We start from the raw sequence: 25,233 nt of genomic DNA on the forward strand, positions 1-25,233 counted from the left end.
ATACCAAGGAGCGTCTTTAGACTCAAGGGCAATATGTAGTATTACCCGGCAGACATTCGTGCCCGTACGCCGTCTATTAGGTCTTGAACGTCTTCGAGGTGTGTGTTATCGGGCGGTATGCCCAATTCGATCTGTTTTTCCGCAAACTCGCGCGCTTTGGTGAATGCATCGAGAGCAGCCCGTAATTCGTCCTGTGAGGGATCGGGCTCGCCGGCCCGGCGCTCGTGGAACACGCCGAGGCGATACCAACCCACGACGGCGTCGTTGAAGTGCTGCGATGTTGGGTCGATCGCGGCCGACGCCTCACGAAGATGGATCGATTCGTCGAACTTTCGCCGGGCGTTGTCGAGTTGTCCGGCTTCCTGATAGCTCTGGCCGAGTTGGCCGGTCAGCATCGCCAACCGGCGCGCCAGAGTCACGTTCGCTTCGTCGGCATTGAATGCTTGCTGCCCACGAGCGACGGCGTCTTCGAGCATGCTGATCGACTGCTGACGCGCCTCCTTGGCATCCCGTGCGAGTTCCTCCGACCGCTCCGGCTGCTGTTCGGCCAGGGCATCGAGCTGCGCGCCACGGACACGCATGGCCTTGGCCCATCCCTCGTCGGCCATCAGCCGATCACGCGGATACACCGCACTCTTCGGGTCACGCGTCTCGAGCCCCTCGATGAGCGCCACGGCCCGATCGAGCAATGCCATCGCCCGATCGAGACGATCGAGCATCTCCTGGTGGTCGACGGATTCCAGTTGCGCGTTGTCAAACGTGACGCTGCGAATCGTCCATTCGGCAAGCCGCACCAGTGCCCGCGAAACGCCGAGTTCGCCGCGATCGACGTCGACCGTTCGGTCGATCATCGACTGGAACGCCCGTTGCGCCTGCTCGAACGCATCGCGGGCTCGTTGGGCGATCTCACGGGCCGTGGCCTCATCAGTACTCGCGACGGCCATACCACGCTCGACCTGTGTGTTCCCGCGTTCCAGCATGCTGTCGGCGCGGAGGTACTCGATGTTCGCTCGCAGCTCCGAATCCGGGCCAACAAGCCGAAGAGCGCGGTCGGCCTCATCGATGGCCTCATCGATGGCTTTGCTCGAGCCCAGGTAGTCCTTCTGCAGCCTGCGAGCGTGCGAGATCGCCGCGAGCGTTCTGGCCCGCAGCACACGTGCCTCGGTCAACGAGGCCCCCTCGGCGATCAGGCCATCAGCGATCGCCAGAGCGGATTCGTACAGCGCAGGCCCCTCGTCCGGCCTTCCGACCCGATGGAACTCCGCCCGCCCCGCGTACAACATCCCAAGCCGCAACCGACCGCGACCGATCAACAGCAGCCGCTGCGGATCCCCTTCCGCCTCGGCTTCGAGGCCATCGAGCGTTGCCACAGCGTTCTCGGCGAGCGCGAGCTTCGCCGCTGTCGCCCCGCGTAGATCACGGATCGCGTCGTAGAAGTCCGTGAGCATCGTGCCGGTGAGGTCGTACGCGTTTTCGAGACGAGACTCGGCCAATTGTCGCTGTTCGGCTTCTGCGGAGCGCGCCAGATTCGCGGCGATGGTCTCTTGTTCGGCGATGCCGCGAGCCGTCTTGGCGTCCTCGTACAACACCGTGATCACCACCGCGAACACGATGAGCGCCACCAGCGAACCACCGGCCACCGCGACGGGCGCTTGGTACCGCTTGAGCGTCTTGGTGATGACATACCAGCCGCTATCCCGCTTGGCCTCGATGGGCTGGCCCTCGAGGAAGCGGTGGACGTCCCGCCCGAGTTCGCCCGCGCTCTGGTAGCGGCGTTCACGCTGCTTCGACAGGGACTTGAGGACGATCGTCTCGACCTCATCGTTGATCTTGCGTCGAATGGTACTGGGTCGCGCCGGCTCGGCGCGCACGATGTTGTCCAGCACGTCCCGCATGTTGCCCAGGACTTCGTAGGGGAAACGGTTGGTGAGCAACTGGTACAAGATCACGCCCAGCGAGTACACGTCGGTGCGCACGTCGATGTTGCTGGGCGAGCCCTCGGCCTGCTCGGGGCTGGCCCAAGGCAGCGAACCGATGAACTGCCCGGTCATGCTCATCAGCTTGCCGCTGCCCTCTTCGTCGAGGTCGGGGATGGCCAGTTTGGCTAGACCAAAATCGACGACGATGGGCTCGCCGTGCTTGTCGATGCGGATGTTGGCCGGCTTGAGGTCTCGGTGGATGACGCCCTTGAGGTGGGCGGCGTTGACGGCATCGCAGATCTTGGCGAACAGCTTCAGCGATTCGCGGATGGGCAGTTGCCCCTCGGCCAAGAGCTTGTCCAGCGGCTTGCCGCTGATGTAGTCCATCACGTAGAAGCACGAGCCGTCCTTGGTCACCCCGCTGTCGTGGATGCCCACGATGTTGGGGTGATCGAGCTGCCCGAGCACCTGCACCTCACGCTCGAACCGCGCGCGGCCCGACGAGCCCATGAACGGCCCCGAGTGCATGACCTTGATCGCCACGTGCCGCCGCGTGCTGAGCTGGACGGCCTGGTACACCACGCCCTGCCCGCCACGGTGGATCTCGCGCACGATGTCATAGCCGGGAAACGCGCCATGCGGCGGCAGGGGCGCACCCTCGAACCACGCGGTGGACGTCTCGGGCCAGCCGCTGGCGGGCTGGGCGCCCTCGAAGGCCGCCTCGATGAGCTTGCGCTCGCTGCTGGAGCCGCCCTTATTCGTGGGCGCAGCGTCATCGGGGGGCGTGGGCCCTTGGTCACTTCCCTGGCTTGGCGTATCGTCCATCGGCGGCATCCGGTTCCGTGGGCCTCTAGCTGCCCGCTCGTGAGAAGTACTGCCCCTCGTCGCCCATGGCGTCGCGGAGGCGATCGTGCGCGCGGGCCCGGAGCATGAACACCGCACCAGTCGAGCGGCCCATCTCCTTGGCGACTTCTTCGATCGTGTGGCCCGCGAGGTCGTACAGGCGGATGACCCTGGCGTAGTCGGCCGGTAGTGTGGCCAGCATGCGCTCCATCGCCATCACCGCCTCGCCGCGCGCCGCGAAGCGCGAGGGGGTGGCCTTGCTGTCGCCCGCGAGCACCTCGATGAGCGTGGCCGCCGAGTCGTCGGCGTTGCGCGGCGTGTGGGCGCGCTTGGCCGGGTCGGGCCGTTTGGCCGCCTGCGCGGCACGGATGGCGTCGAGCAGGTTATTCTCGGCCACGCGGGACACCCACGCCCGGAAGCCGCCCATGCCCCCGGTCTTGAACTGCGAGATCCGCCCGACCACCTCGATGTAGGTGACCTGCAGCACGTCGTCGGCCTCCACGGTCACCTTCAGCGCGGCTGGGATCTTGCCCTCCAGCCGTGCTCGCAGCATCGGGGCGCATTGCTCCAGGAGTTCGATGAGCGCGTTGCGGTCGCCCCGGATGGCCTGTTTCAGCAACGCCTCGCACGGATCGGACGCGCCGTCCGCCTTGCCGTCACGATTGGGCTGGTCCTGGATCATGGTCGGTTCCCCCCGGAATCGTTCGTCTCGAGGATTGTAACCGGCGGGGCCGCGTTTCCCCTGAGGTTCGGTGTCCCGAACGTTGGGCATCATTCCAGCGAATCTGGCGTTTCGGGTGGAGACCATGCCTTGGGCAGCGCAGCCGGGTCGCCCGACTCACGCGCGTCGCCGCTTTTTGTCCAACTTTCTGGCATCACCAGCGGCAGCAGGGCCAGCAAGGCCACGCCGCCAACGGCCACGCAGGCCCCCAGGACAGCACGTGGGGAAACCCTGTCCCCTTGCCAGGCCACCATCGGCAGGATCATGACCGGTGCTAGCGAGCACAGTGTCTGAGCCACCGCCACCGGCGTCAGGTCGGCCGTCACGAGGCTCATCCACATGCCCAAGAACGGCCCCACGAACGCGCCGAGGGCCGTGAACACCAGCCCGATCTTGAGGGTCCGCGGCGGGATCTTGATCGCCTTGCGGCTGGCCTGGTACCGCCAGCGGGCGATCAGCACCGGCGTCATGCACACGATGGCCACCGCGATGCGCACCTGCGTGGCGGGCAGCGGGGCCATGTGGGCCTCCTCGGCCATCCACCCGTGCCCCATGCCGGCCTTGCTCAGCAGCAGCCCGCCGCCCTGGCACATGGAGCCAACCAGAGCCAGAATGATCCCCCGAACCCGGTGCGGGTGGGCCTGCTCGTCGGCCCGCATCGTGGGCCGCTCCATGATGACCCACGCCACGCCCGCGATGGTGACCGAGATGCCCAGCACCGCCGGCCACGCCAACGCCTCGTCCAGCACGATCCACCCCAGCACGGCCGCCCAGATCGGGGCCGTGCTCATCATCAGCAGGCTCAGGCGAGGGCCGATGTCGACAAAGGCGGTGAACAACGCCTGGTCGCCGATCACGATGCCCACCAGCGACGAGACCGCAAGCAGGATGAACTGCCGGTCGTTGAGCACGGGCCACAGATCGCCGGTCGTGACCCACACCATGCCCGTCAGCAGCACGATGGCCACGTACAGCCGCAGCCCGTTGACCAGCGTGGGCCCGATCCGCCGCCCACCCGCGGCAAAGCACAGGCTGGTGAGCGCCCAGAGCAGGCTGGTGGCTAGCCCGGCGGCGAAGCCGGCGTAGGTGGTGGGGTCCAAGGGTGTGGCTCCGACTGGGGCGGCGGGGTACGGGGCCCAAGCATAGAACAGGGGCGGTCAATCCCATCTCACGCCGTGGAGGAACCATGCAACGACAACTCCTGCTCACCCTGATCGCCGCGACCAAGATGTTTCTTGGTGGTTGCATGCACACGATGATTGATCCGGTCATTCCCCACGGGTACCGCGATCAAGTTGCCCAGACAAGCGTGAAGGCGTTCGATGGCAATACGGGGAAAGAGATCGCTGACTACCAGCTCGACCAGATCACCACCGATGCCGACGCCGTCCTCTTCGGCGAACTCCACGGCCACCCCGTTGGCCTCCCCGTCGCCGCCGCGATCTGGAAGGACATGCTGAGCGTCCGCGACCGCGACGAGACCCCCGCCCTCCTCCTCGAATTCTTCGAGCGCGACCAGCAGCTCGCCATCGACGAATACCTCGGCGGCATGGTCGAAGAGGAAGACTTTATCAAGAAGTCCGGCCGCAGTGCGACGAACTTCCCAGAGGGCCACCAGGCGATGTTCAACGTGACTAAGGACGCCGGCGGCGTGGTCATCGCCGCCAACGCCCCGCGCCGCTACGTCCGCCTCGCGCGCACCGAGGGGTACGACCACCTCCGCGACCTCAGCCCAGCGCAGCGGTCGACGTTCGTGCTGCCGCGGGGCGACGGACCCCAAGCCTACCGCGACCGCTTCATCGATCTCATGGGCGGCCCCGACATGATGCACGGCGAGTCGGGCCCAGAAGACTTCCTCCGCTCGCAACTCATGTGGGACGCCACTATGGCCGACAGCGTGGCGACCGCGCTCAAGGCTGGCCACGAGCCCGTCGCCCTGGTCATCGGCCGCTTCCACGTCGAGTTCGACGGCGCCACGCGCCACTACCTGGAGCGCATGCGCCCCGGCGCCGACGTGCTGAGCATCGTGATGGTCGATCGCTGGAGCGAAGAATTGGCCGAAGAGGACAAAGGGCGGGGCGATATCGTGATCTACGTCGGGCCGGCCGATCAGGATGAGAGCGATGGCTCGTAGTTTCTAACGACGTAATAACGCCTCAGTAACAACCTCGATCAGCGTCTCCGCCTCGGGCATCCGCCCCGGCCCCACGTGCCGGCACGCCTGCCACCCGCTCTCGGCGTCGAGGATCTGATAGCCATCTTCACGAAGTTGTGCAATATTCCGTTGCGTGCTGGGCTGGGCCAGCATCACGCTGTTCATCGAGGGCGACAGCAGCACGGGTATCTTTGCGCGATCGATGGCGCTCAGGATGAGCGTGATCGGATCGCTGGTGTGGCCGTGCACCAATCGCGCGAGGCAGTCCATCGTGCATGGTGCGATCAGCGCCAGATTAACACGGTCGGCCAGGTTCACGTGCTGCACGTCGCCCGGGTCGTGGTGGTCCCACACGCCGGTGACCACCGGGTTGCCGCTCAGTGACTCGAACGTGAGCGGCGTGACGAACTTCGTGGCCGCCTCGGTCATCGCCACGCGCACGTCGCACCCGCGCTGGCTCAGGCGGCTGACCACCGTGGCCGTCTTGTACGCGGCGATGCCCCCGGTCACGCCGATGAGGACACGGCGGCCGGTCAGGTCGGCTTGGGGCTGGGCCGCCATTCGATTCGCTTAGAGCAGCGCTTCGCGCGACCGCGTGGGCGCGGGCGGCAGCTCGTCGGCCGTCACCGGCTCGACGAACTCGAGCGTGATCTTGTCCTGCATGATCTCGTCGATCACCACCTCGAGGTCGCTGCGGCCCTTGCGGTCGACCAGCGGCCGCGAGCCGTCCAGCAGCTCGACCAGGCGGCGCTGGATCAGCACGGTCAGCTTGAAGCGGCCGCCGACCTTGTTGGCGATCTCGTTGCTCTTGAGGGCTTCGATCATGGCTGTTGGGGGCTCCCAGATGATGCACAGCACGCACAATCAGCACCCACACCGGATCGCCGGGTGGCGCTGGGCTGTCCTTGGCGAAGAACCCAATAGTAGGCCGCCAGCCCCCAGTTCGGGGAGCTACCATCGGCTCCGAAGACCCAGAGCCGAGGAGGGCAGGGGTGCAAAGCAGCGTGGCCGAAGTGAAGAAGGGCGACCGCGTCCGCCTGTCGACGCGTCCCGAGTGGGGGCACGGCGAGGTGCTGAGCGTGATCTCCACGATCATCGATAGCGAGCCGACCCGCAAGGTCCGCATCCGCTTCGCCCGAGCGGGCGTGCGGGAAGTGATCGATTCGCCCGCACTCGCACCCACCGAGGGCGGCCCGGTCAACCTCCAGCCCGCCGCCCTGATCGCCAGCATGATCGCCATGCCCGAGCACCTGCTTGACGCCCTGCGGCCCTTGCCCGACCGATTCCGTGATACAGGGGCCATGTTCCGCTTCCACGGGGGCGGCGGCTCGCTCATCGATTGGGCCGCGACGCAGACGGGGCTGGTCGATCCGTTATCGGAGCTTCCCCGCCACGAGATCGAGAACGCCTTCGTCCAGTTCCGGCGGGCCCTGGAAGACCACCTTCGAAATCTTGGCCGCACGATGAAGCACGAGAACGAGGCCGAGTTCCGCCGGATCGCGTTGCAGATGCCCAACGACGCCCAGGACGTGTTGCGCGGACGCAACGTCCGGCGTTGACCGGGCACCACAGCCGGGACACGCGGCCACGAGGCCCCGTTTCGCCCAGCCGTCACAGATGGACCGAGAACCGCCCTGGTAAGTCGTCAGGGCGGTTTTTATTGGACTGAGCGCAATTGGTGCCCGGCGGTTGGCATGGCGGCGCGGCGGTTGTATCTGTATTTGGCACAGGCCGCGGGGGCGGACAACACGCAGAGATACGAACGACGGAGGCCACCATGAACGATCGCGACTTCCACACCCGGCTCGGCGAGCTGCTCACCAAGATCAACGACATGCCCGAGGGCGAGCGCGATCGCCTCCGCCAGCTCGCCGACGAGACCAAGACCCGCCACGACCGCGTGAAGAAGGCCATCGGCGAGATGCAGGAGTCCCTCGACTACCTCCGCCTGAGCGTGAAGTACCTCGTGTTCGATCTGGAAGCCACCCGCCGCGAGAACCGCTACCTCCGCGACATGCTGGCCCGCTCGGCCGGCGAAGAGGCGGGCGAGTAAGAAGCCCCGACGCTGCAGACACGTGCCCACCCGCCGAAAGGCGGCCCGGCGCCTTGCCCTTCGCGCGCCCGATCCAGACGTGGGTCGGGCGCGTTTTTTGATCGGCTCAGCCCTTGCTATACCCCGCACCATCACACTCGGCTCGCGCGACGAACGGCGGCTGGCCCGGCTGGATGATCTCGTTCGGGCCGACGAACAAGGTGCCATCGCCGGCGAGCTGGTCGTGGAAGGTGCCCAGCACCTGCCGCCGGGTGTCGTCATCGAAGCGCGACAGTGTGTCGCGGCAGAAGATGGCGTCCCACGTGCCGTACTGCCTCGCGCCGAAGCGGTCGGTCAGGTTGTGGGGCTCGAGGCCGACGAGTTGCAGGATGTCGTCGCTGAGCACCCAGTTGCTAGCGTTCTGCTTGAAGTAGCGTCGCTTGAGGTGGTCGGGCGTGGCTTGCAGTGCGGCGGTGTCGTAGGTGCCGCTGTTGGCGATGGCCAAGCGCCGCTCGGAGAGGTCGGTGCCCAGAATCTCGATATGCCAATCCCCAACGCGCACGCCCAGGGTGTTGTGGACGATCATGGCCAGCGTGTAGGGCTCCGCGCCGTTGCCACACCCAGCCGACCAGAGGCGCAGGTGCTTGGTGTCCTTGCGGGCCTCGATCAGCTCGGGCAGCACAGTGTGCTGGAAGACCTCCATCTGGGCCTGGTGGTCGAAGAAGGCCGGTTCGCTCGGGTCGAGCCGTGTGAGGAGTTCCTGGAACTCGTCGTGCTGGTAGGGCCCCATCGAGAGGAACTTGGCGTACTGGGCGAACGTGTCGAGGTCCAGCTCTCGCAGGCGGCCCACCAGGCGGCATTGCAACCCCTCGCGTTGCTCGGGGTCGAGTCGGACGCTCGCGCGGTCGTGGACGATCCTGGCGAGGGCGTCGAAGTCGGCGTCGCTCAGGACGGGCGTGGCCTTGGTGCTGGACATGACGGGCTCCCTATCGATGGGCGCGCGGCCCAATACCAAACCATCGGTCCGAAAAGCACCGGGGTTGATCTGGAGTGGTCGATCGGGTTGTGCGGGGGCCGGTGTCCGGCTATCGGACGGGCCAGCGGCCAGAGAAATGCCCAGGAGAGGACTCGAACCTCCACCCTGTTTCCAGGACTACCACCTCAAGGTAGCGCGTCTGCCAGTTCCGCCACCTGGGCAAAGAGGGGCGAGCCGGGATTCCCGGCGCGGGGTGAGCATAGCGACCGAGCCGTCGGCTGTCGAGCGTACCATGCGCATCGCACGCTCGGCACCGCCGACCAAGCCTGAGGAGGGCCCATGCCCCAGTCCGGATCGACCTCCAGCGCCGCCCCCGCGGCCTTCGCCACCCTGCTCGACAACGTCCGCCAGAAGGCCGACAAGGCCGGCGTGTTCGCTAGTTGCGAGGTGGCCGATGGCCGGCTCGACTGCCGGGCCGATGGGTCGGCCGAGCAGGCCTGGTACCGCGTGCGCTGGGATGGTGGCAAGGTGTGGGTCGCACTCGAGATGGCCGACAGGTGGCAGAGCGAGTCGATCGAGGCCGAGCTGGTCCACTCGGGCGACAAGCTCGACGAACTGATCGAAGAGGAGATGGTCGACCTGGGCTACGAGGGCCCGCGGCCGACCTTCGAGCACTTCCGGTCCGACGACATGCTGTTCACGTTCCGCTCACCCGCGAACGTGCCGGCCGACGCGTTCGACAGCGAAAACAGCAGCAACGCCGTGGCGTTGCTGCTGCTTGGCTACGAGGCGTGCTTCCGCCAGCTTGGTGATATGAACGCCGAGAACGACGAAGAGTAATTGTGACGGGCTCAGCGTGGCTTCTGTTTGGAGATCGGCCGCCGGGCTGGTTCCGCCCGGTGCGGCTTCACGAATCGCCGATCGAGCCGCCGTCTTCGATAAACTTCTGCTGATCTTCGGCCAGCTTCTGCCGCTCGGCCTCGGTCTGTTGCGGCGCCGGGGTTGGCGTCACGACCTGACCCTGGCTGTTGCGAACCGGCCCGCCAAACGGCGAAGGGATAAGCCCGGTCTGCATGCCAATAAACACGCCGGCGACAACGAACAGCACGCCGGCGACGGCGCCCTTGATGACCTTGGGGTTCGGACCCGACGACTTCGGCTTCTGGGTACTCGGATCCTTGACATCGATACCGTCGAGCAATGAAGACATCAGATAACCTCCTCGCGAGGGGCCGGTGTTGGCCGGTCCGCTGTGGGATCCGGGCTGCTCAAGCTATCGGTCGGACACAACCCGGCCGGTGTGATCTCAGGAGCCGCCGATGGTTCCGCCGCGGCGGATGAATTCTTCCTCTTCCTGCTTGAGCCTCTCGGTGTGCTCCTTCACCTCGGCATCAGACGGCGGGACGTATTCAACCGACTCGCCTTGCTTGTTGGTGACGGAATCTCCACCCCACGGGGCGGGGATGATGCCGAAGTTCATGGCCAGGACGACGGCGGCGAGCAGGAATAGCACGCCCGCGATGGCACCCTTGATGACCTTCGGGTTGGGGCCGCCGGAGGAACTGGAAGAACTGCTGTTGTCCGCGACATCGATGCCGTCGAGAAGTGATGACATGGGGAGCCTCCGATTCGGTTCGTGCCGGGAACTGGATAGCCCGGGCTTTCGTGTACGGCGGGAACGACCGCCATCCGACCGCTGATTTTAGTCGGACCCTGACAGGAATATGCTACGCAAATCGTGGCCAGCGGTTTTGCGGGATTACCCTACATCCCGGCGTTGGAACAGCGCGATCGCGAGCGACAGGAACGCGCCGATCTGCAAGACGGCGTAACCGGCGATCTTGAGTAGGTGCGAGGTTGGCACGTCCCTGTTCTGCGTGACGGCGTCGAGCAGCCAGTAGTAATGCATGTTTGGCACCACGGCCCACAGGGTGGCCGCGAGCGGTTCGACGTGGGTCGGTGTCGTAAAGACGTAGTCTTCGCGTTCTGGAGCACGAAAGAGGCCGAGGGGGTTACGTCCGATATTTTGCACCGTGAGCCGTTTACCGTCGGCGTCCAGAATCACGAGGCCGGTGGGCGTGCCGGCCTCGAACAGGGTGGGTGTGTCGGTATGGTCGCCCTCGAAGGGCTCGAAATTGCCGGTGACCAGGGCCATGCCGTTGGGGTTGGGGCCGTAATAGAAGGGGTCGCCCGGATCGACTTCGATGCGGGGCGGCTCCTTGAGCGTGACCTCCATGATGGCCCCCCTGCTCGAGGGGTCGTCGCTGCCGGTTTCGGCGGGCTGGGCCTGCGCGACCACGCCGACGATGTCATTGCTGAAGGCCTGGCGGCCCAGGAAGTAGTTCGAGAGCAGGCCGCCCAGGAATACGCCGGCGCAGACCACGATGGTCATGACCTGGCCCAACCGTGTGGAGGCCGCCGTCGCTACCGAGGCCAGCACGAGGATGGCCAGCACCATGGCCGAGCACGCCGTGATGATCTTGAAGGGGAGGTCGGTGGTGATGGGCTGGATCTCCCACTTCTTGGAGACCAACAGCACGCCGAGATAGGCCAGCAGCACCAAGGGCAGCATGGCGGTGACGGCGGTCTGGTTGAACGACCAGCCGTACATGAAGTTGCCCGCTGCGGCCAGCAGCAGCGACCCGATGACCGCCCCGAACCCGAAGAGGATGACCGGCATGTCGAGGTGGTCGCCGGCGGTCGAGAGCACGCCGTGGCGGATGGCCAGCAGCAGGAAGGCCAGCATGATGATGACAGCGCCGGTGATGGCACCGGCGACGCCCAGGTACTTGCCCAGGACGACCCACCCGCGGGCGATGGGCTTGCTGACCACGGTGAGCATGGTCTTGCGGTCGATCTCGCTCGAGATGACGGCGGTGGCAAGGAACGCCGCCATGAGGACGCCGGCCCCGAAGATGGTCGCTAAGCCCACGTCCAGCAAGAGTTTATTGTCGCCGTAGACCTCGGCCGAACTGCTTCGACCCATGCTGAAGGCGGCCGTCCAGGTGTTGAAGATCTGGAGGAGCCCGCTGATGAGCACCAGCAGCAGGAGGATGGGCTGACGCACGCTCTCGACGAAGGTGTTGCGGGCGATGGTGAAGAGCTGGCTGAGCATGGGCCTCCCCGTCGTGGTCGATCGGTTGCCGATTCGGGCTTGCGGCGGACGAGCGTGGCAATGATTCGCCCCGGATGGCCCTCGGGGTCGGTCCGGGCTGCTATTTTATTGCCCCCCGGGTGCGAACCCCGGGCGTGGCGGTTCGTAGCTGCCTGGTGCGCCTATCGGGTTCTGGCCTATCGGCGTGGCTTGGGGAGGGCGGCGAGAGAGCGAGTTGCGGATCGACCCACGCGCGTGTGGAAAGCACGGGCTCTGGGCGTGAGAATGGGCAGGTTCTTGTCTGGGGCCGCACTGGCTGGAGCGTCATTGTCTGGAGCACCATTGGATGTCGGGTGATTTCAATACCTACAAGCGTGCGGCCAGCCACAGCATCCTGGGGCTGGTGTTCCAGGGCGTGTTCGGCGTGGGGCTGCTGGTGTACGGCATCGTGGGCCGCGAGCCCACGGCGATCACCGGGGCGATCTTCGCGCTGATCGGCCTCTTGCCCTGGATCGTGCTGCTGATCTTGTTCGACCAGCACCGCCGCGAACGCATCGAGGCGATGGAAGCCGAGGCGTTCGCCGCCACCGACGCGGCGACGTCGTCCGTGTTCGACGAGGCCGAGGGCGGGCTGCGCGTCGCCGGCCGGCGGCTGAAGCTGGTCCGGACGATCGCCATCCCCGCGATCGGGCTGGTGTTCGGCGCGGCGCTCATCCTGGCTGGTGCCCTGCGCGTCCTGCCGGGCAGGGAGCTGGCCGATCCTGATAATTTTGTCGCCCCGCCGCATGAGCTGGTCGGCTTGACCATCGGCCTCGCGGTCGCGGTCATCGGCTTCATGTTCAGCCGGTACACGGCTGGCATGGCCAAACGCCCGGCGTGGCAGGCGCTGCAAGGCGGCGCGACAATCGCGGCGGGCACGGCCCTGTTCGGCTTGCTGATCGGCGTGGGCCACGTGGTCGACCAGCTCGGCACCAACGACGTGATCCGGGCGATGCTCTACGTCTCGCCCGTCCTGCTCGTGGTGTTCGGGGCCGAGGCGATCCTAAACTTCCTGCTCGAGCTGTATCGCCCGCGGAAGCCCGACGAGGGGTTCCGCCCGCCGTTTGCCTCTCGGCTGCTGGGCCCGGTTGCCGCGCCCGAGATGGTGGCCGAGTCGGTCAGCGGGGCGATCGATTACCAGTTTGGCTACGAGGTGTCTCGGAGTTGGATGTACCGGCTGCTCACGCGGCGCGCGTGGGTGCTGGTGCTGTTCGCGGGCCTGCTGGTCTGGTTTATGTCGGCGTTCGTGGTGGTGCGACCCGATCAGAAGGGCATCCACACGCGCTTCGGGCGTGTCGTCCAGGCCAATGTGCAACCCGGGCTTCGACCGAAGCTGCCCTGGCCGATCGATCGCATCGAGGTTCCCGGGTTCTACGAGCGCGACGATAATCGCCAGCCAAGGCTGACGGGGTACTCCACGAGCACGGTGCGCGAGATCCTTGGTGCCAGCGCAAAGCGGGCGATCGACGTGAACGCGTACCTGTGGACCAACCTGCAGGCCGAGAACGAGTCGACGATGCTCGTGCAGCCCTCGCGCGGTGAGGTCGAGGCTGGTTCGGAGGTCGAGTTTGGCCGAGACTTGAGCATGCTGCGCGTCGAGGTTCCGGTGCGGTACACCATCGACGACGTCGAGGCGTGGGACCTGTTTACTCAGGACGGCGCGCACCTGGACATGCTCGACCGCCTGACGCAGAAGGTCGTGATGCGATACCTCGTTCGCACACGCGTGGACGAGCTGCTGGGGGCCAAGCGTGCGGAGATGGCCGGCGAGATCCGCGAGCGGCTCGAGCGCGAGTTCATCGCGGCCAACCCCAAGCAGAACGGCGAGCCGGTGGTTCGTATCCTGTCGGTGGGCGTGGCGGGCGTATCGCCGCCGGCGGCGGTGGCGTTGCAGTTCGGCCAGGTGGTCGAGCAGGAGCAGAAGTACCAGGCGCAGCTCAACGCGGCCCAGGCCGAGGCGATCCGCTCGCTGACCGAGGTCGTGGGTTCGGTCGAGCTGGCCGACGAGATCGTCGCCGAGATCGACGCCCTGGGTCGGTTGCAGGCCCAGCGCGACGCCGAACTCGACGAGCAGCTCGAAGACAGCATCATCGAGCAGGAACTGAAGATCGACGGCTTGCTGGCCGACGCGGGCGGGCAGGCGGCCTCGCTGATCGCCGATGCCCAGGCGCAGCGTTGGGAGCGGCACATGGGCCAGTGGGGCGAGGCACAGCTGGCCATGGGCCAGGCCACGGCCGACCGGGCCAACCGCCCCTACTTCCGGGCGCAGCTCTATCTCGAACGCTTCTTCAGCGCGCTCGATGGGAAGCGCGTGATGATCGTGCCAGGCGGCGGCATCGTGTCCATTGAATTCGACGGCACGCACGACCGGCAGTCGGGCGCTGTCTTGCAGGACGATTTCTCTCCGTCTTCGGGCGACAACTGACCTTTCGCGACGGTGATTCCGCGGGCCTGTAGCGGGTCCGACGCAGCAGGAGTGTTTTCTGGCATGGCCAAGACCAAGCTCTTCATAACGTTCGGCGTGGCGATCCTCTTCGTGGGCGTCCTGGTGGTGTACGCGATGACGTTCACCGTTCGATTCACCGAGGCGGCGGTCGTGACACGCTTTGGCGAGGTCAAGCAGGAGATCGTCGAGCCGGGCTTGCGAGGCAAGCTGTTCTATCCCATCGAGAGCGTGACCAAGTACGAAACGACGAACCGTTTGTCTCAGGCGCGCATCGAGACCTACCAGACCCGCGACGATCGGCAGCTGATCGTCGGCGCGTTCGCCATCTGGCGTGTGAAGCCCGAAGAGGTCGGGACGTTCTACCGCAGGTTCAGCAATTCTGGTCCGCGGGCGGCCGACCATTACAAATCCGCCGCCACGCTTGTCGAGGACTCGCTCCGAAGCGCCATGTCCGAACTCAGCGCGTACTCCATGAGCGACCTGTTCACGCCCGACGAGGGGGCCTCGAAGCTCGAAGAGCTCGAAGGACGCGTGCTGGCGCAGATGAAGGACACCCTGGAGGGACAGGGCGAGCGGGCGTTCGGCATCGAGGTCGTGCAGGCGGGCATCGCTCGCACGAGCCTGCCCCAGACCACGACCGAGGCCGCGCTGGAACGCATGCGTCAGGACCGCGCCCGGATCGTGACGGGCCTGCAGCAGAGCGGCCAGAGCGAGGCGGGCGCGATCCGCTCGAAGGCCCGGAGCGATGCGAGCAAGATCCTGGAGTTTGCCGAAGCTCGGGCCCAGCAGATCCGTGCTCGTGGCGACGTGGAGGCGGCGCGCTACCTCAAGCAGATGACCGAGGTGCCCGGGCTGGCCATCTACCTGAAGAATCTCGAGTTGCTCGAAGAAGCGATGTTCAGCCGTGCGACGCTGCTGTTCTCGACCGACACGCCCGGCCTGAGCCTGCTGGACCCCTCGCTCTTCCAGACGTACGAGCCCGGCGACATCCCCGGCACGGACGTGTTTCTTGGCGAGGACGCGGACGGCGACGCAGCGCGGGAGGGTCGAGGCGATGAGTGATCCGACCGACAAGGGGCCGGGCAACCCAACGCCCGAGGGTGGCAAGCCGGGCGATGGCGACTCGCTCGAAGCGATGCTGCCCGCGCTGGGTGAGGACCGATCGAGCGCCGCACCGACGCGAGAGGCCTCGGTGCGTCTGCGCACCGATTCCGATACCGGTGAGCAGGCCATCAACGACATGCACGCGGCCAACGAGTCGCTGGCGGCCGCGTTCCGCACGATGTACCGCATCTTGCAGGTCGCCATCGTGGGGCTCGTGGTCATCTATTTCGCCAGCGGCTTCCGCACCGTGGACGCGGGCGAGGCCGGCATCCAGGTGCTGTTCGGGCGCCCCTCGGCCGAGATCTCCCAGTCGGGCATCACGTGGGGGCCGCCCTATCCGCTGAGCCAGCTCGTGCGGGTGCAGACCGGCCAGCAGACGGTGCAGCTCGAGGCCGAGTTCTGGTTCCGTATAAGCGATCGTGACCGCGGCCGCTCGCTGGAAGAGCTGGCACGTTCGCCGCAGCGATCGCTCGACCCGCAGCGTGACGGCGCGCTGATCACGAGCGACCAGAACCTCGTCCACACGCAGTGGACGGTGGTTTACCGGCGTGCCGACCCGCGGGAGTTTGCCAGCAACATCACCCCGGCGGACGAGGAGCAGATCGTGCGGACCGCGGTCGCGCGGGGCGTGATTCGTGCGGTGTCGACGACGGCGATCGATGACTTGCTGCGGGAGACCGGTGGTGCGGGCGGCGTGGCCGGCCGGGCCCAGAGCATCGCCCAAGAGACCCTTGAGGCCATCGACGCGGGCATCGTGGTCCAGCAGATGTCGATGCGGGCACGCACGCCGCCGCTGAGCGTGTGGAGCGCGTTCACCGAGGTGCAGACCGCCGAGAGCCAGTCGCAGACGCGGCGCGTCCAGGCCGAGAGCTTCGCGTCCAACGAGCTCAACCGCGTGGCGGGTGCGGCGGCCCCGGCCATCCTTGAGCAGATCAACCTGTACGAAGCTGCCGTGGAACTCGGTGAGCCCGAAGAGCAGCAGGTGATCCTGGATCGGATCCACAAGCTCATGGCCGGCGAGCCGGTCGAGATTGACGGCGAGGTGCGTTCGTTCGCGGTCTCGGGAGAGGTCTCGCAGATCCTCAACAACGCCGAGCAGTTGAGGGTGAAGTCGGCCCTGTCGGCCCAGCTGATCCTCGCGTCGTATCAGGCGAAGCTGCCGTTGTTCCGCGAGAATCCCGAACTGGTGCTGCAGAGCGACTGGTCGCGGATGATGACGGGGTTCCTGTCGCGGGACATCGTGGAAGTGATCATGCTGCCGCGCGGCCCGATCAACCTGCTGGTGAACCCCGACCCCGACGTCCGTCGGCTGATCGACGAGATCGCGCAGGAGCGGCTGAACGTGGACGCGGTCGAGCGCCGCCGCCGCCGCCAGCAAGAGGCACAGTTCCAGACCGATACCGACCTGCGTGAGTTCGGCGGCTGATTCGACGAAGGAACGGGTATTGGCATGACGCAAACGGCAACCAAGACGGAGAGCGGGATGACGACTGGCGGGAGCGAGTCGGCCCGCCCGGTCGTCGCCGTTCAGGGTCTGACCAAGAACTTCCGAGACTTCTGGATGCGTTCGCGCGCCCGAGCGGTCACCGACGTGACCTTCGAGATCAGGCCGCACGAGATTTTCGGATTGCTCGGGCCCAACGGCTCGGGCAAGAGCACAACTATCAAGGTGCTGCTCGGTTTGCTCAAGCCGACCAAGGGCCGCGTGGCGGTATTCGGCAAGTCTCCCAGCGATGTGCGGATCAAGAAACGCATCGGGTACCTGCCCGAAGAGAGCTACTTGTACCCGTTCTTGAACGCGCGTGAGACGCTGGACTATTACGGGCGGCTCTTCGGGCTCGACCACAGCACCCGCCAGAAGCGCATCGACGAGTTGCTCGACATGGTGGGGCTCAAGGCGGCACAGTTCCGGCAGGTGCGCGAGTATTCCAAGGGCATGCAACGCCGAATCGGGTTGGCGCAGGCGCTCATCAACGATCCCGATTTGCTCATCCTCGACGAGCCGACGACCGGGCTCGATCCCATCGGCACGCGGCAGGTGAAGGACCTGATCGTCGAGATGGGCCGCCGCGGCAAGACCGTGCTGCTCTCGAGCCACCTGCTTGCCGATGTTGAAGACGTAGTCGACCGCATGGTCGTGCTCTACGGCGGACGCATCCGCCAGGAGGGCACACGCGACGAGTTGCTCCAGGCCACCGACCGGACCACGATCGAAACCGACACGCTCGACGAGCAGACCTTGGCCGAGATCGATGAGGTCATCCGGCGTCGCAGCGGTGGAGCGAAGGCCGTCCAGCGGGTGTCCCATCCGCGTCAGAAGCTGGAAGAACTGTTCCTCAAGATCGTTGAGGATGCCCAGGCCGAGCGTCTGGAGACAGCCGGGGCTACGCACGGTGGCATGACGGCGGACTTCCTGCGGTCGCAGACGGAAGCCGAGAAGCCAGCCGAGGGCGAAGCGCTCATCAGCGACCTTGTTCGCGAGGAGCCCGAGCCGCAAGCGGAAACTGCGCCCGAAGCCGCGGCCGAGCCCGAGGCCGTCGACGATGCCGTGGTCGAGGACCTGCTCGAAGACGAGCCCAAGCCCAAGGCGGCCGAGGTTGACCCGGCCGTTGACCTTGGCATGATCGGCTCGCTCATGGACGACCCCGATGGTGACGATCCCGATGCGGACGATTCGCCCGAGAAGCGGGGCGGCGCGCGATGAGCCGGCTGTGGGCTCGCATCGACCGGTTGCAGAAGTCTCGCGGGTTCAAGATCGTCGCGTCGGTGCTGATGCTGGCTCTCGCGATCGCCGGGGGCATCACGTACCTCGCGATCTCGAATTCGGACGCGCGGGCCAGTGACAACATCGAGTTTTTTGACACGTCGGCCATCGAAGATGCCGAGATGCGGGCCCAGATCGAGCGGCAGCAAAGAATCATCCAGAACGTGCTGGCCCAGGACCGGAGCCCGGTCGCCGTCACGCTGGGGCTCGTGCTGGCCCTGGGCTTGAGTCTGGTCATCATCTGGCTTGGCCTTTACCTGACGTACCTGTTGCTGTTTGCCGGGGTGGCGCTCATCGCGGGCCCGATGCTCTTGATGGTCCAGTACGAGCGCGCCGGTCCGAACGTTGAAGCGCTCGCGCACATCATCATTGGCGCAACGCTGCTGACGTTTGCCTTCACCGCCGTCTTGGAGATTCTCCGGCTGCTGCTGTCGGTCGCTTCCGGCCCGGTCTTCGCCGTGGCGCGGAACGTGCTGGCCGAGGCGGTGCGCATGAAGATCTCGCTGGTCTTCATCGTGCTGCTCATCCTGGGGCTGGCGGCCGTGCCGATGCTGCTGAACGAGGGCACGCCCCTGCGGTATCGGATGCAGTCGTTCCTGCAATATGGCACGGCCGGCGCGTTCTGGATGATCGCGATCCTGACGCTGCTGCTCTCGGTGGCGACGCTCAGCTTCGAGCAGCGGGATCGGATCATCTGGCAGACCATGACCAAGCCCGTGTCGGTGTGGAAGTACCTGCTGGGCAAGTGGCTGGGCGTGGTCACGCTCAACGCGGCGCTGCTGCTGGTGTGCGGGGCGGGCATCTTCATGTTCGCCGAGTATCTCCGCCAGCAGCCGGCCGACGGCGAACGCGAGGCGTACGTCGCGCGTGGGGTCGAGCTGGGGTCCGGGGCCATCAGCGAGGACCGGCGCATCCTGCACAACCAGGTGCTGCAAGCCCGTGTGGCCCGTGGCATCGACATGCCGATCACCAAGAATGGCGAGGAATTCGACGCGATCGTCGACCAGTTCATCACGCAGCGCGAGGCGCTCGACTCGTTCAACGAGATGGTCCAGGAGGACCAGACCCGCACGCAGGTGCGCGATGATTTGTACAAGGACTTTACGATCCGGCTGCGATCGATCGATCCCGGCCAGCCCAAGACGTACACCTTCAGCGGGCTCGAGAAGGCCGCCCAGCAGGACGCGCCGCTGCTGCTGCGGTACCGGGTGGAGTCGGGTGCCAACCTGCCCGACGAGTTCTACCGCATCTTTTTCGACGCGGGCGGGTTCCAATACGAACGCGAGGTGGGCCTCGCCCAGACGCTCATCATCGACGACATCCCGCCGTCGGCTATCAACGAGGACGGCACGCTCGAGCTGACGATCATCAACGGGACGCTCGTTGAGGGTCGAAACGGCGAGATCGGCGTCATGGGCAACCCCAAGACCATCACCTTCCCGCCCGGTGGGCTCGAGCTGAGCTACAGCGTGGGCAGCTATCGCATGAACTTCGTGCGCGTGGTGGTGGTGCTCTGGATCAAGCTGGCGTTCCTGTCGCTGCTGGCCATCGCCGCCTCGACGGCGCTGAGCTTCCCGGTGGCCTGCCTGGTGGCGTTCGGGGCGTTCTTTGCGGCCGAGAGCGCGATGTTTCTGGAAGACTCGCTCGAGGTGTACAACCCTTTCTTCGGCGAGGGCATCGGGCCGGCCATCCTGGCGGTGGTCGAGACAATCTCGGCCGCGGTGATCTGGATCTTCCGCGTGTACGCCGAATTGAACCCAACCGATAAGCTGGTGCAGGGCGAGTATGTATCTTGGGGCAGCGTGGCTCAGGGCATGGTCGTCCTGGGCTTCTGGTGTGTGGTGCTGTTCGGGGCCGGCTGGTTCGTGTTCCGCTCGCGTGAGTTGGCGATGTATTCCGGGCAGTAACCCGGCGCGATCCGGTAGCTAATGGCCGGCGTAGCAGTGGTGGGCGCGTTGCGAGGCCCGAAGAACTTTGGAGGCGCTGAGCCATGCCGCAGGGCAGATTGACGCAATTAATCGCCGTGGTGGTGTGCCTTGCCTTGCTCGGCCTGTCCGGGCTGGTCTCGGCCGACCTCACGGCCTCGGCCGGCCGCCACAAGCTCACCTACACCGAGCGCGCCGAAGAGGGCGACCCCCCGCAGGTGGCCCTGGGCATCGCGATGGGGGCCTTCCGCGGGCTGTTCGTGAACATCCTGTGGATCCGTGCCAACGAGCTCAAGGAAGAGGGCAAGTACTACGAGGCGGTCGACCTGGCGCGTGCGATCACGCGGTTGCAGCCGCGCTTCCCGCAGGTGTGGGCCTTCCACGCCTGGAACATGGCGTACAACATTTCGGTGACCACCAACACCGAGACCGAGCGGTGGAACTGGGTGAGCCAGGGCATCGACCTCTTGCGGATGGAGGGCGTCAAGCACAACCCGACGGACATGGTGGTGCACAAGGAGCTGGCGTGGCTGTTCCTGCACAAGGTGCAGGCCTTTGCCGACGACGCGCACTGGTATTACAAGCTGCAACTGGCCGGCGAGTGGCACGAGCTCCTGGGCCCGCCGCCGATGCCCGACCCCGGCAACAACAAGCGTGAGGTCCGAATCGCGCTCTTCGAGGAGTGGCTGCAGCCCATCGTCGAAGCGCCCGAGACGCTGGATCGGGTCATCGAAGAGAATCCGAAGGTGGGCGAGCTCGTCGATCGACTGGCGGCGCTCGACATCGATCCCACCGGGCAGCAGTTGCTCAAGACGACTACGCGGGTGCGCATGGCCCGGGCCTCGGCGGTGTGGCCCGAGCTGCGCGAATCGGGCGACCAGCGATTCCGCGACACGACCGAGTTGGTCCACGATCCCGAGTTCGCCGAGGCATTGGAGGACCTGCTGGCCTTCACGCGTCGCAAGGTGCTGATCGAGGACTTTAACATGGAGCCGCGGCGGATGCTGCGGTACACCAGTACCTATGGCCCGCTCGACTGGCGCCACCCCGCGTCCCACGCGTTGTACTGGGGCCAGAAGGGCGTCGAGGGCGGCATGACCCGCATCGATGCGGTGAACCTGCAGGACTACGACTTCATCAACACCGATCGCCTCGTGGTCCAATCGATCCAGGAGCTCTGGCGCACCGGCGGCCTGTGGTTCGACTACAACGCCATGATGCTCAACCGTGGTGACCGGCGGCCGTTCTACCTTGGCATCCCCGATCCGGCGTACATCCCGGTGTACGGCGAGATCCTGCGGGACGTGATCGAGCGCAGCTACTACGACGGCGAGGAGCGGGCGTACAGCTCGTATTCGGCGGGCTACGAGAACATGATGAAGGACGCGATCCGGTTCATTTATCGGCGCGGCGATGTGGAACGTGCCAGGCAGATGAAGAACGAACTCGCGAACTTCGATATTGCCAACCTCAACGACCCGCGACGGGCGCAGTGGCTGGCGCAGGACATCGACCGGTTCGTGCGGGCCGAACTGGAGAACCGCTTGGGCTCGCCCTCGGTGGCGCTCCAGGAGATCGTGGGCTCGCTCAACGACGCGATCCTGACCGGCCTGATCGGCGGCGATGACGAGATCTTCGAGTCGAGCATCCAGTACGCCAAGGAGTACCACGCGGCCTATACCGAGCAGCAGGTCCGCGAGAGCGCCGCTGGCACGGGACGCATGGAGTTCCTCGACCGCCGCTTCGACTTCGTGGTCGGGCAGGTGTTCGCCAACATCTTGCCGTTGCTCCAGATTGATCTTGCCCAGCGTGGCTATTACAACGCGCCGCCCGAGCTGCGAAAGTGGGCGTACGACCAGATGGTGATGCGATTCAAGCCGCTGTTCGACGACGAGGAGGGCAACGCGTTCGTCGATGGGCGCAGCTTCGACACGGTCTTCCCCGAGCCCGAGGGCATGCCGGCCTTCCGCGCGATGCTCGACCGCGAGTTCGGCGAGCGCGGGCGGGACCTCGACCAGGAGCAGAAGTAGATCGCTACTCGGTGAGCAGACGCAAGGCGGTCTCGTACCGCTCGGCGGTCTGGGCGATAACGCCCTGGGGCAGATCCGGCCCGGGGGCGCTCTTGTCCCATGCGCCCTTGCCGACGAGCTCGCTCAGGTACTCGCGCACGAATTGTTTGTCGAAGCTGGGCTGGGCGTGGCCCGGCTCGTACTGGTCGGCCGGCCAGAATCGCGAGCTATCGGGCGTGAGCGCCTCGTCGGCCAGCATCGGCTCGCGCGAGCCCTTGTCGTGGTCGAGGGGGAAGGCGAACTCGAACTTGGTGTCGGCCAGGATGATGCCGCGCTCGGCCGCGTGCCGGGTGGCGGCGGCGTAGATCGCCAGCGAGCGTTCCTTGAGATCGCCGACGAGGTCGGCGCCGAGCATCTTCGAGGCCTCAGCGACCGAGATGGGCTCGTCGTGCTCGGGCGGCTCGGCCTTGGTGCTGGGCGTGAAGATCGGCTCGGGCAGGCGGTCGCACTGCCTGAGACCATTGGGTAGCTCGACGCCGCTCACGGCGCCGCTGCTCTGGTAGTCCTTCCACCCCGAGCCTTCGAGATACCCGCGCACGACGCACTCGAGCTTGATGATGTCGCCCCGCCTTGCGATGGTGGTGCGGCCGGCCAGGTCGGCCGGGCCGCTGGCGGGGTCGGTGGCGTCGGGCAGGTCGAAGGCCGAGGTGGGCAGGTCGGCCTGGTCGCTAATGAAGTGGGTGGGGCCCAGGCCCTTAGCTTCGAGCCATCGGAACCACCAGGACGACAGGGCCGTCAGCACGCGGCCCTTGCCGGGGATGGGCGTGGGCAGCACGACGTCGAAGGCCGAGAGCCGGTCGGTGGCAACGATGGCCACGCGGCCGTCGCCCAGGTCGTAGACCTCCCGGACCTTGCCGCGGTGCAGCAGCGGGAGGGCGAGGCGGGTTTGGGCTATGGTGGCCCCCTTGGACGGCTCGGCGCGTGGCATGGCCATATGGTAGAGAGCGTGGCCCAAGGTGAGGCCCGAAGGCCGGTGTGGCCACTTCTTGGCCCAATGGTTGGCCCCTTGGAGAGACGCAGGCGGATGCTGAAGTTCTTCGTGCATCGCGATGGTGGCCCGGCTGATGGCTGGCCGTTGGCCCACGCGGGCATCGTCGCGGCCGACGGGGCGACGGCCCCAGGCGAGGTCCGCATCGAGCACGGCGTCCTGACCGTGGCGCCCACGAACACTGGTCCTGTGTCGCTCGAGGTGCTGTTTCCGTTAGGCCAGGGCGAGATTGGCCCGAGGCCCGAGCGAGAAGTGCTGCTGACGACGACACTGCTGCCCCAGCGGGAGTGGCCCTACCTGCTCTCGCTCGAGCTCGCCCGCAAGCAACTCATGCGGTTCCTTAATGCGCTGGAAGAATGGAACCTGGCCATGCTGCCGGCCGACCATCCGGCGCTGGTGACGTTCGAGCGGGCCCGGGAAGACTTCTCGGCGGCCCTGGTGTCGTGGCGGAGCGTGCAGAAAGAAGGCCTGGAGGCCGACGACCCGGACATCGTCGCGGCGGAGGAGAAGTCGCGCCGTGCGCTGCGGGACGCGGCCGAAGCCAGCGAGTTGCTGGTGGTCCAGGCGGTCGCCGAAGGGTTGGCCGCGCGGGCCGACGGCTCGTGGTTCAGCGATGCCATGGAGCGGGCCGAGCGGTCCATCGGCCGGCCCGCGGGCAAGCCCGTGGCGGTGGTCAAGGCGCCCGAGGCCCACGGCGTGACGCTGGCGGGCGTGGCCCGCGTGGGGTGCGCGGTCGATCCGAACGGCTTCGAGCCTCCAGCGCAGGCGGCGCTGGTCAAGGCGGCCGATTTCATCACCGTGCCCATGCCCTGGTCGTCCATCGAGCCGGCCGAGGGCAAGTACCAGTATGCCGCGACCGATCGGTGGATCGAGTGGGCCGTGCGCAAGGGCAAGCTGCCCGTGGTGGCCGGCCCGGTACTCGACCTGGGGCCTGGCAAGCTACCCGAGTGGCTGTTCATCTGGGAGAACGACTACGACACGCTGCGTGAGCTGGTGTACGAGCACGTGCGGCAGGTGGTCACGCGGTACCGCCGGACCGTGCAGTGGTGGACGCTCGCGTCGTCGCTGGGCGTGGAGGGCGCGCTGTCGCTGCGGTTCGAGCAGATCGCCGACCTGCTGCGGGTGGCCTCGATGGTGACACGCAAGCTCCAGCCCCAGGGCCGGGTGCAGGTGGAGGTGGTCGACCCATTCGCGCTGTACGCGGCTCGTTCGCAGCGATCGGTGCCGCCATTACTTCTGGCCGAGTTGATCGCCCAGAGCGGCACGCATGTGGACGCCATCGGTTTGCGTGTCGACCTGACCGACGCGAGCACCGCCGCGGCCGTGCGCGACGCGATGGCGTTCTCGGAGGTGCTCGACCGCTATGCGGCACTCGACCGGCCGATCTCGGTGACGTTTGCCGCCTGCCCCTCGAAGCCCACCGGGACCGAGGACGAGAGCGGCGCGTGGGACGGCGCGTGGTCTGCCCAGGTGCAGGCCGATTGGATCACCCGCACGATGGCGGTGGCGGCGGCCAAGCCCTACGTCCATTCGGTGTGCTGGGGGCTCGCGCAAGACACCGCGAGGACCGTTGGCGGTACCGGGCTCGTCGACGCGGGCGGGACACCCAGGCCCGGGCTGGCGGCGATGGCTGGCTTGAGGCAGGCCGTGCGCTCGGGCGTGCAGGGTGGAGGCCAAGGGTGAACGCGAGCGGGCCATCTCCGCAGAGCTCGCGGTGGGTGGCGGCGCTCCTGATCTCCGGCGTCGGCCTGGCCGGCGTTGGCTACAGCCTGGCGACCACGCCCACACCCGCGCCGCAGCCGGTGGTATTCGTGCCCCAGCAGGTCGAGCCGCGTGCCGGCACGCCCACGAGCGGTGCGGCCGATCCGATACAACCCGCGCCGATAGGCCAAGTGCAGGACACCTTGCCGCGGCCCGGCGTTGAACACGCCCCCGTGCCCAAGCTGGAAGCGGGCATGGCCCTCGACATCAACACCGCGAGCGCCGAGCAGTTGCAACTGCTGCCGGGCATCGGGCCTTCGCGGGCGGCGGCGATCGTCGAGGATCGTGCCAGCCGGGGGCCATTCCGCACGATCGAAGACCTCGCGCGCGTGAGCGGCATCGGTCCGGTGACGGTCGAGAATGTCCGCCCGTATGTGCGGATCGCGCCCTAACATCA

The 25,233-nt window shown here is 66.6% G+C and carries 22 protein-coding genes and 1 tRNA gene; 12 read left to right on the forward strand and 11 right to left on the reverse strand.

Going from position 1 to position 25,233, the window contains the following annotated elements; translation table 11 throughout:
• Positions 1-41: 41 nt before the first annotated feature.
• The 3 genes from NCW75_00210 to NCW75_00220 all read right to left on the reverse strand — a co-directional run bounded on the left by NCW75_00210 (position 42) and on the right by NCW75_00220 (position 4,583).
• Complete coding sequence (locus NCW75_00210) at positions 42-2,744, reverse strand: protein kinase (protein ID UYV12728.1); 2,703 nt, start codon at positions 2,742-2,744, stop codon at positions 42-44.
• Positions 2,745-2,769: 25 nt separating this feature from the next.
• Positions 2,770-3,444, reverse strand: a complete 675-nt coding sequence (locus tag NCW75_00215) for an RNA polymerase sigma factor (GenBank protein ID UYV12729.1) — start codon at positions 3,442-3,444, stop codon at positions 2,770-2,772.
• Positions 3,445-3,533: 89 nt separating this feature from the next.
• Positions 3,534-4,583, reverse strand: coding sequence for a DMT family transporter (locus NCW75_00220; GenBank protein UYV12730.1), 1,050 nt, complete (start codon positions 4,581-4,583; stop codon positions 3,534-3,536).
• 86 nt (positions 4,584-4,669) lie between these two features.
• Between NCW75_00220 and NCW75_00225 the strand changes: the two genes are divergently transcribed.
• Entirely contained in the window at positions 4,670-5,617 is a 948-nt protein-coding gene (locus NCW75_00225; GenBank protein ID UYV12731.1) for a ChaN family lipoprotein, read from the forward strand.
• Between the two features lie 3 nt (positions 5,618-5,620).
• Here the strand turns inward: NCW75_00225 and NCW75_00230 are convergent, their stop codons facing one another.
• A complete protein-coding gene (locus NCW75_00230; protein UYV12732.1) occupies positions 5,621-6,199 on the reverse strand; it encodes a hypothetical protein in 579 nt (192 codons plus the stop codon).
• Positions 6,200-6,208: 9 nt separating this feature from the next.
• Positions 6,209-6,463 (reverse strand): DNA-directed RNA polymerase subunit omega, encoded by a 255-nt coding sequence (locus NCW75_00235; GenBank protein UYV12733.1) that lies wholly within the window; start codon positions 6,461-6,463, stop codon positions 6,209-6,211.
• Between the two features lie 167 nt (positions 6,464-6,630).
• Between NCW75_00235 and NCW75_00240 the strand changes: the two genes are divergently transcribed.
• Positions 6,631-7,197, forward strand: a complete 567-nt coding sequence (locus NCW75_00240) for a DUF3553 domain-containing protein (GenBank protein ID UYV12734.1) — start codon at positions 6,631-6,633, stop codon at positions 7,195-7,197.
• A 218-nt stretch (positions 7,198-7,415) separates the two neighbouring features.
• Positions 7,416-7,691: a hypothetical protein gene (locus NCW75_00245; GenBank protein ID UYV12735.1), complete on the forward strand. Its 276-nt coding sequence runs from the start codon at positions 7,416-7,418 to the stop codon at positions 7,689-7,691.
• Between the two features lie 106 nt (positions 7,692-7,797).
• On the opposite strand, the gene NCW75_00250 is transcribed toward NCW75_00245, so the two are convergent.
• Entirely contained in the window at positions 7,798-8,646 is an 849-nt protein-coding gene (locus NCW75_00250; GenBank protein UYV12736.1) for a protein-glutamate O-methyltransferase CheR, read from the reverse strand.
• A 137-nt stretch (positions 8,647-8,783) separates the two neighbouring features.
• Positions 8,784-8,867: transfer RNA gene (locus NCW75_00255), tRNA-Leu, on the reverse strand.
• A gap of 118 nt (positions 8,868-8,985) precedes the next feature.
• Here NCW75_00255 and NCW75_00260 point away from each other — a divergent pair.
• Complete coding sequence (locus tag NCW75_00260; protein UYV12737.1) at positions 8,986-9,486, forward strand: hypothetical protein; 501 nt, start codon at positions 8,986-8,988, stop codon at positions 9,484-9,486.
• A gap of 67 nt (positions 9,487-9,553) precedes the next feature.
• Here NCW75_00260 and NCW75_00265 read toward each other — a convergent pair whose 3' ends face one another.
• The 3 genes from NCW75_00265 to NCW75_00275 all read right to left on the reverse strand — a co-directional run bounded on the left by NCW75_00265 (position 9,554) and on the right by NCW75_00275 (position 11,761).
• A complete protein-coding gene (locus tag NCW75_00265) occupies positions 9,554-9,856 on the reverse strand; it encodes a hypothetical protein (protein UYV12738.1) in 303 nt (100 codons plus the stop codon).
• Between the two features lie 96 nt (positions 9,857-9,952).
• Complete coding sequence (locus tag NCW75_00270) at positions 9,953-10,261, reverse strand: hypothetical protein (protein UYV12739.1); 309 nt, start codon at positions 10,259-10,261, stop codon at positions 9,953-9,955.
• Positions 10,262-10,405: 144 nt separating this feature from the next.
• Positions 10,406-11,761 carry an ABC transporter permease gene (locus NCW75_00275; GenBank protein UYV12740.1) on the reverse strand — a complete coding sequence of 452 codons (1,356 nt, stop codon included), beginning with the start codon at positions 11,759-11,761 and terminating at the stop codon, positions 10,406-10,408.
• Positions 11,762-12,086: 325 nt separating this feature from the next.
• Between NCW75_00275 and NCW75_00280 the strand changes: the two genes are divergently transcribed.
• From NCW75_00280 to NCW75_00305, 6 genes are all read left to right on the forward strand, one after another.
• Positions 12,087-14,204, forward strand: a complete 2,118-nt coding sequence (locus tag NCW75_00280; protein UYV12741.1) for an SPFH domain-containing protein — start codon at positions 12,087-12,089, stop codon at positions 14,202-14,204.
• 63 nt (positions 14,205-14,267) lie between these two features.
• Positions 14,268-15,287, forward strand: a complete 1,020-nt coding sequence (locus tag NCW75_00285) for an SPFH domain-containing protein (protein UYV12742.1) — start codon at positions 14,268-14,270, stop codon at positions 15,285-15,287.
• On the forward strand, positions 15,280-16,755 hold the full coding sequence (locus tag NCW75_00290; protein ID UYV12743.1) for an SPFH domain-containing protein: 1,476 nt from the start codon (positions 15,280-15,282) through the stop codon (positions 16,753-16,755). The genes NCW75_00285 and NCW75_00290 overlap by 8 nt, the downstream gene beginning before the upstream one ends.
• Before the next feature lie 24 nt (positions 16,756-16,779).
• Positions 16,780-18,033 (forward strand): ABC transporter ATP-binding protein, encoded by a 1,254-nt coding sequence (locus NCW75_00295; GenBank protein UYV12744.1) that lies wholly within the window; start codon positions 16,780-16,782, stop codon positions 18,031-18,033.
• Positions 18,030-20,000 (forward strand): hypothetical protein, encoded by a 1,971-nt coding sequence (locus NCW75_00300; protein UYV12745.1) that lies wholly within the window; start codon positions 18,030-18,032, stop codon positions 19,998-20,000. The genes NCW75_00295 and NCW75_00300 overlap by 4 nt, the downstream gene beginning before the upstream one ends.
• 83 nt (positions 20,001-20,083) lie before the next feature.
• Positions 20,084-22,048 (forward strand): hypothetical protein, encoded by a 1,965-nt coding sequence (locus NCW75_00305; protein ID UYV12746.1) that lies wholly within the window; start codon positions 20,084-20,086, stop codon positions 22,046-22,048.
• 4 nt (positions 22,049-22,052) lie between these two features.
• On the opposite strand, the gene NCW75_00310 is transcribed toward NCW75_00305, so the two are convergent.
• Complete coding sequence (locus NCW75_00310; GenBank protein UYV12747.1) at positions 22,053-23,015, reverse strand: phosphoribosylaminoimidazolesuccinocarboxamide synthase; 963 nt, start codon at positions 23,013-23,015, stop codon at positions 22,053-22,055.
• 96 nt (positions 23,016-23,111) lie between these two features.
• Between NCW75_00310 and NCW75_00315 the strand changes: the two genes are divergently transcribed.
• Together NCW75_00315 and NCW75_00320 are read left to right on the forward strand one after the other, a co-directional pair.
• Complete coding sequence (locus NCW75_00315; GenBank protein UYV12748.1) at positions 23,112-24,758, forward strand: endo-1,4-beta-xylanase; 1,647 nt, start codon at positions 23,112-23,114, stop codon at positions 24,756-24,758.
• On the forward strand, positions 24,755-25,228 hold the full coding sequence (locus NCW75_00320; protein UYV12749.1) for a helix-hairpin-helix domain-containing protein: 474 nt from the start codon (positions 24,755-24,757) through the stop codon (positions 25,226-25,228). The genes NCW75_00315 and NCW75_00320 overlap by 4 nt, the downstream gene beginning before the upstream one ends.
• Positions 25,229-25,233: the final 5 nt, after the last annotated feature.

It is taken from the genome of Phycisphaera sp. (genome assembly GCA_025916675.1).
In the GTDB taxonomy this organism is placed as follows: domain Bacteria; phylum Planctomycetota; class Phycisphaerae; order Phycisphaerales; family UBA1924; genus JAHCJI01.